This is a genomic window from Oleiagrimonas sp. (assembly GCF_027858935.1).
Lineage (GTDB): Bacteria > Pseudomonadota > Gammaproteobacteria > Xanthomonadales > Rhodanobacteraceae > Oleiagrimonas.
Window position 1 is genome coordinate 1 of the sequence record NZ_JAQIBU010000315.1, and the last position, 5,899, is coordinate 5,899.

6 protein-coding genes and 1 pseudogene are annotated in these 5,899 nt (G+C 63.8%); 3 read left to right on the forward strand and 4 right to left on the reverse strand.

The window, feature by feature from the left end; translation table 11 throughout:
* Positions 1 to 950, reverse strand: a 950-nt coding sequence (locus PF446_RS11740) for a tetratricopeptide repeat protein (RefSeq protein ID WP_298071793.1), incomplete at its 3' end; no start/stop codon positions are given.
* Between the two features lie 231 nt (positions 951 to 1,181).
* On the opposite strand from PF446_RS11740, the gene hemA reads away from it, so the two are divergent.
* Complete coding sequence (gene hemA / locus PF446_RS11745; protein WP_298071795.1) at positions 1,182 to 2,450, forward strand: glutamyl-tRNA reductase; 1,269 nt, start codon at positions 1,182 to 1,184, stop codon at positions 2,448 to 2,450.
* A 67-nt stretch (positions 2,451 to 2,517) separates the two neighbouring features.
* Positions 2,518 to 3,591 (forward strand): peptide chain release factor 1, encoded by a 1,074-nt coding sequence (gene prfA, locus PF446_RS11750; protein WP_298071797.1) that lies wholly within the window; start codon positions 2,518 to 2,520, stop codon positions 3,589 to 3,591.
* An 11-nt stretch (positions 3,592 to 3,602) separates the two neighbouring features.
* Here prfA and PF446_RS11755 read toward each other — a convergent pair whose 3' ends face one another.
* The 3 genes from PF446_RS11755 to PF446_RS11765 are packed head-to-tail and all read right to left on the reverse strand — an operon-like array spanning position 3,603 to position 5,675.
* Positions 3,603 to 3,869 (reverse strand): acylphosphatase, encoded by a 267-nt coding sequence (locus PF446_RS11755; RefSeq protein WP_298071799.1) that lies wholly within the window; start codon positions 3,867 to 3,869, stop codon positions 3,603 to 3,605.
* A 7-nt stretch (positions 3,870 to 3,876) separates the two neighbouring features.
* Complete coding sequence (locus PF446_RS11760; protein WP_298071801.1) at positions 3,877 to 4,353, reverse strand: TlpA disulfide reductase family protein; 477 nt, start codon at positions 4,351 to 4,353, stop codon at positions 3,877 to 3,879.
* Complete coding sequence (locus PF446_RS11765) at positions 4,350 to 5,675, reverse strand: YihY family inner membrane protein (RefSeq protein WP_298071803.1); 1,326 nt, start codon at positions 5,673 to 5,675, stop codon at positions 4,350 to 4,352. Before PF446_RS11765 ends, PF446_RS11760 begins: the two co-directional genes overlap by 4 nt.
* Positions 5,676 to 5,697: 22 nt before the next feature.
* Between PF446_RS11765 and PF446_RS11770 the strand changes: the two are divergent.
* A pseudogene (locus PF446_RS11770) lies at positions 5,698 to 5,899 on the forward strand (hypothetical protein); the annotation flags it as partial.

Below are 5,899 nucleotides of genomic sequence, written 5' to 3' on the forward strand. Positions count from 1 at the left end.
TCGACGCCATGGTCATCATCCGCGGGCACCTTGGCCAGCCATTTCACGGCCTGCACCGGTTGCTTCATGAGTGCGGCCAGCTGGCCCAGGAGATAGTAGCTCTTGCTGCGCACGGATACGGGAGCCGCTTTCAGCTCCACGTAAATGCGCCGCAGCGTGGAATGATCCTTGGTCCGGGCGGCAAAAGCCGCGCGCGCCGCGAAGGTACGCTCATCCTGTGGCCCCTTGGCCAGCACCCGCTGCGCACCGGCATTGTCGCCTGTCTTGGCCATCAGCCCGGCATAGGCCAGCCGCAAGTCGGTATCTTTCGGTTTCAGCGCCACTGCCTTGGCATAAAGCGCCATGGCCTGCCTGTTTTCTCCGCGGTCAGCATGCAGGCTGGCCGACCAGGTATAGGTTGACAGCGTGTGAAAGCGCTTGACTGCCGCATCAGCTATGTCCTGGGCATAGGCATACTTGCCCAGCTTCTGTCCCATCTCGCTCATGGCCAGCCATGCTTGCGGGTCGTCGGGAAGTCGCTCGGGTGTGGCCACAACGGACAGCAGACCTCCCGCCTGTGCCACGTCGCGCGCACCCAGCAGGACCCGGCCAAAGGCCTGCCACGCCTTTTTGTCGCTGGTGGCCGTCAGTTTGAGCAGAAGTTTTCTTGCGTCATCTGTCCTGCCCTCGTCCAGCGCGATCTGTGCCCGCGCCTGCATGAGCCCGATTGCGTCCCCGCCCAGCGCCTGCCAGCGAAGCAGCGCTGCCTTGGCCTCGCCGGGTTTGTGCAACGCGAGGGCCAGGCCCAGTGCACGCTCGGCAACCATGGGGTCGTGGGTTGTCTGGCTGGCTTTGGCGTAATCACGTTGCGCGGATGCCATGTCGCCCTTGTTCAGGGCGAACTCGGCCTGCATGACCAGAGCCGACGCGTCATGTGCGGCATCCGGCGTGGCCACTTGCTGTTTTTGCATCGGTTGCGCCGGCGCAGGACTCGGCGCGGAATGACGCGGCGGCGCGGATGCACATCCGAAGAGCATCAAAAGGCACCCCCCGATCGACACAAAATGCCGCATTTGCTTGAACTTGGCGTATCCGCTGCGCACAATTCACCTCCATCATGGGCCGGGAACGTCAGCGACCGGCCAAGTCGACAGCTTATCCCATTGTTGTCTGCATCAAAGCTGGCGCCATCTCGATCCGTCATGCCGTTTGTCACCTTCGGGCTCAATCATCTCACTGCGCCCGTCAGCCTGCGCGAGCAGGTGGCGTTCAATGGTGATGCCGCGCGCCAGGCGATGCTCGATCTGAGGCATCAGTCCGGCGTCGAGGAAGCCCTGATTCTGTCCACATGCAACCGCACCGAGCTGTACTGCAATGTGAGCGAGGGTGCCGAGTCGGTGCCGGAGCTATGGCTGCAGCGACACCATCATCTGACCGCACAACGACTGGGCGAGTTCCTGTACCGGCATGACGAGGACAATGCCGTGCGCCACATGTTCCGGGTGGCCACCGGACTGGACTCGATGGTCCTGGGCGAGCCGCAGATCCTGGGACAGGTAAAGGATGCCTACCAGATGGCGCGCGAGGTCCAGACACTGGGGCCGTCCATGGACCGCCTGCTGCAGCAGACCTTCGCGGTGGCCAAGCGGGTGCGTACCGACACCCAGATCGGCGCGCATTCGGTTTCGGTGGCCTTCACCGCGGTGCGACTGGCCGAACAGGTCTTCACCGACCTGGAGGACGCATGCGTGCTGCTGGTCGGCGCCGGCGACACCATCGAGCTGGCCGCGCGTCACCTTGCGGGCAAGAAGGTCAAGCGACTGCTGGTCGCCAACCGCACCCTGGAGAGCGCGCAGGAGCTTGCCGGTCGGCATGGCGGCTTTGCCGTCGCCCTGGCCGATCTGTCCCAGCATCTGGCAGAAGCCGACATCGTGATCAGTTCGACAGCATCGAGGCAACCGGTCATTACCCGCGCCATGGTCGAAGAGGCCATCGTCAGCCGTCGGCGTCGACCGATGTTCATGGTCGACATCGCCGTCCCGCGGGATATCGATCCCTCCATCGGCGAGATGCGCGACGTGTTCCTGTATGGCATCGACGACCTGCGCAAGGTCATCGATGACCACCAGCGATCGCGCGAGGCAGCCGCCACGGAAGCCAGCGCCATCATCGACTTGCAGGTTGACCGCTACATGAGCTGGCGCCGCGCACTGACCCTGCGAAACCCGGCCCTGGAGCTTCGTGCCAGCGCCGAAACGCAGCGTGACGAGGTCCTGGCCAAGGCGCAGTCGATGCTGGCGCGCGGCAAGTCGCCCGACGAGGTCCTGGCCTTCCTCGCCAACACGCTCACCAACAAACTGCTGCATGCGCCCAGCGCCAACCTTCGCGAGGCCGCCCTGTCCGGCGACCTGGACCTGCTGAACGCCGCCGATCGGCTGTATGGCCTTACCCCGGAACACGACCGCGACTGAGCACGATGTTGCCGGCCTGCGCTTGCCGCTATCCTGACGCACCGTCCTTGACCGCTCCTGGGCCTGCATGACCCCATCGATCCGCCGAAAACTCGAAGCCCTGGCAGAGCGCCACGAGGAGATCGGCCTGCTGCTGAGCCAACCGGACGTGCATGAGGATCCGGACCGATTCCGCGATCTCTCGCGCGAGTATGCCCAGCTGGAACCGCTGCAGGCGGCGCTGCAGGGCTACGACGATGCGGAACGCGAAAAACAGGAGGCCCGCAGCATGCTCGACGACCCCGATCTGGGCGACACCGCGGCCGAAGAGGTCCGCAGGCTGGACCAGCGGCTGCAGCAGCTCGACGCCGAACTCAAGCTCCTGCTGCTGCCCAGCGACCCGCGCGACGAGGGCAACCTGTTCCTTGAAATACGCGCCGGCACCGGCGGTGACGAAGCGGCATTGTTCGCCGGTGACCTGATGCGCATGTATGCACGCTATGCCGAACAACGTGGTTGGCGCGTGGAGATCGAATCCGAGCATGCTGGCGAGCACGGTGGCTACAAGGAGGTCGTGGCGAGGGTGGAAGGACGCGGGGCCTATTCGCGACTGAAGTTCGAGTCCGGCACGCACCGCGTGCAACGCGTGCCTGAAACCGAGTCGCAGGGTCGCGTGCATACCTCGGCAGCCACCGTGGCGATCATTCCCGAGGCGGACGAAGTGGCTGCAGTGGAGATCAATCCGGCGGACCTGCGCGTGGATACCTTCCGTTCGTCAGGAGCTGGCGGCCAGCACGTCAACAAGACCGACTCGGCCATCCGCATCACCCACCTTGCCAGCGGCATGGTGGTCGAATGCCAGACCGAGCGATCACAGCACGCCAATCGCGACAAGGCGATGAAACGGCTGAAAGCGCAGTTGCTTGATGTCGAACGCGAGAAACAGGCGTCCGAGGAGGCGGCTTCGCGCCGGTTGCAGGTCGGCAGTGGCGACCGCAGCCAGCGCATTCGCACCTACAACTTTCCGCAGGGCCGCATCACCGACCACCGCATCAACCTCACGTTGTACCAGTTGAACGAGGTGCTGTCCGGCAACCTCGATGCGGTGGTCGACGCCCTGATCGCCGAAGACCAGGCTGACCAGCTCAAGTCGCTGGGCTGATATTGCGACGCTCAGCGGGTCGCGAAGTCGTCCACGTCATGGTCATCGGCCACCCTGCGCTGCACCGTGGTGACCTTGGCCGCGGGAGGCCCCTGCCAGAGCCAGCGTTCCAGCTGGTCCAGCGCAACCGGCGTGCCGCGGGCGTAGACCTCGACCCTTCCGTCCGCCAGGTTCTCGGCCCAGCCGACCAGCTCGAGTCGCTGGGCCTGCTCGCGCGTGGACGCGCGAAAGAACACGCCCTGGACCCGTCCGCTGATCAGGAAGCATGCACAGGCCATGAGGATCTCAGTGGCTCGAGCCGATGGCCTTGCGCAGGTCGGAGAGCGTGATCGGTCCGACGTATTTCTGCGCTACCTTGCCGTCCGGCGCAATCAGGTAGGTGGTGGGAAGACCCAGTGGCGGATCGAAGTCGGCCGGGGGCTTGCTGGTGTTCACGCGGGCCACGGGGTAACTCACCGGATGCTTGACCAGGAACGCCTTGAGGGTCGCGGGATCGGCATCCTCGAAGGCCAGTCCGATCGCGCGTACGTCGGCATGCGACTTGACGAAGGCCGACAGCGCGGGCATTTCCTTGATGCACGGATGACACCAGGTCGCCCAGAAGTTGATGATCACCCATTTGCCGCGCTGGGCAGCCAGGTCGAATTGACTGCCGCTCAGGGTCTTGATCTTCAACGCGGGGTGGATGGGCATGGCGGCGCGAGCGTGTGGTACCGCCACGGCAAACAGCAGGCCAGCAAGCACGAGGGAAAAAGGCTTCATGTGGCGTCCGGTCGGTGTTCGTCTAGGGAAGGGTCTTCGTCCGCAGCCTCGGGCGCCAGCAGGAAAAGATCCGACAAAGGGGTGCCCAGATTGCTGCGCATGCTCTGCGCCAGTTTGCCAAGGTGATCGCGCAATGGCGTGGGCAAGCCATGGCTGAACTGCTCGATCAGGTCCTCATCCAGAGGCAGACGATACCGCCCCGCCCTGTAGATTTCCATCAGGGTGGCCGTGTCCAGGCTGCGCATCATCACCCACTCGTCGTTCTCGGTGCGCTGGATCATGCCGGACTGATGCAGATCGCCCAGATACCGCTGCAACTGGTCGTCGGAAACATAGCGCTCGCGACCGCGAAGGTCGTCCTCGCTCAACACGCGTCCATGGCGCTGTGCGAGCACAAAATGTTTCAGCATGTGCATCAGGCCGAGGAATTCAGCCTCTTCCGGAAGTTGATCGACGGGCGAACGATAATCGAAGGCCGACAACGAAGCTGTCAGCGAAGCTCCAAGCAGAACGATGACCCAGGACAGGTAGATCCAGACCAGGAATACCGGCACGGCCGACAGCGCGCCATAGATCTGCTGATAGGTCGTCACGCTGCGCATGTAGGTGGCGAAGGCCCACTTGGCGATCTCGAACAGCACGGCGACAAGCACCGCCCCGATCGCGGCGTATCGCATCATCACCCGCCGGTTCGGCACCAGGGTGTACATCGCGAAAAGACCGATCACGCTGACCGCGAATGGAAGCATGCCCAACAGATGCCGCTTGAGCGCCAACGGACCATGGACACTGCCGATCAACGGCAACGCAGCCACATAGGAGGTCAGGGTCAGTCCGGACACGACCATGATGGGGCCCAGGGTCAACGCGGCCCAGTACATCATGAACCGCGACAGCGTCGAACGCCGGGTCTGCACGCGCCAGATGCGATTGAACCGCGCCTCGATGCTGGACATCATCATCAGTGCAGTGGCGAGCAGCACCACGACGCCAATTCCCGTGAGCTTGCTGGCGTTGCCGGCAAACTGCAGCACGTACTTCTGCACCGCCTCACCCGCCGCCGGAACGAAGTTGCGAAACAGAAAGTTGGTCAGCACATGGCTCCAACCACTGAAGGAAGGCAGCGCGGTGAGAATGGTGAATATCGCCACCGTAAGCGGCACCAGCGCGAACAACGTGGTGTAGGCCAACGCGCCGGCGGTCTCCAGGCATTTGTCGTCGACAAAGCGCTGCCAGACGAACCGCACGAAGGCCCGCACGCGATCGCGATCTCGCCGGTGCAACGCCGCCGGCAGCCAGGAGTGCTCGGTTGGTTTGGACACGTTTGTCATGATATCGGCTTGCATGCCGGAACGCAGATCATGGCCGAATCGCCCAACGTTCGCCATCCGCGAAACCGAAACCGGGCCACATCTGCGAAACTATGCGCTGTCACGCCTCAACGCCCCGGGAGACCATATGAGCCAGGACATTCTGGTGCTCTACTACAGCCGCAACGGATCGACCGCAAAGCTGGCGCGCCTGGTGGCACGCGGGATCGAGGAAG

Coding starts and splice junctions, on each gene's coding strand:
- hemA (WP_298071795.1), top strand. CDS start 1,182: ATGCCGTTTGTCACCTTCGGGCTCAATCATCTCACTGCGCCCGTCAGC.
- prfA (WP_298071797.1), top strand. CDS start 2,518: ATGACCCCATCGATCCGCCGAAAACTCGAAGCCCTGGCAGAGCGCCAC.
- PF446_RS11755 (WP_298071799.1), bottom strand. CDS start 3,869: ATGGCCTGTGCATGCTTCCTGATCAGCGGACGGGTCCAGGGCGTGTTC.
- PF446_RS11760 (WP_298071801.1), bottom strand. CDS start 4,353: ATGAAGCCTTTTTCCCTCGTGCTTGCTGGCCTGCTGTTTGCCGTGGCG.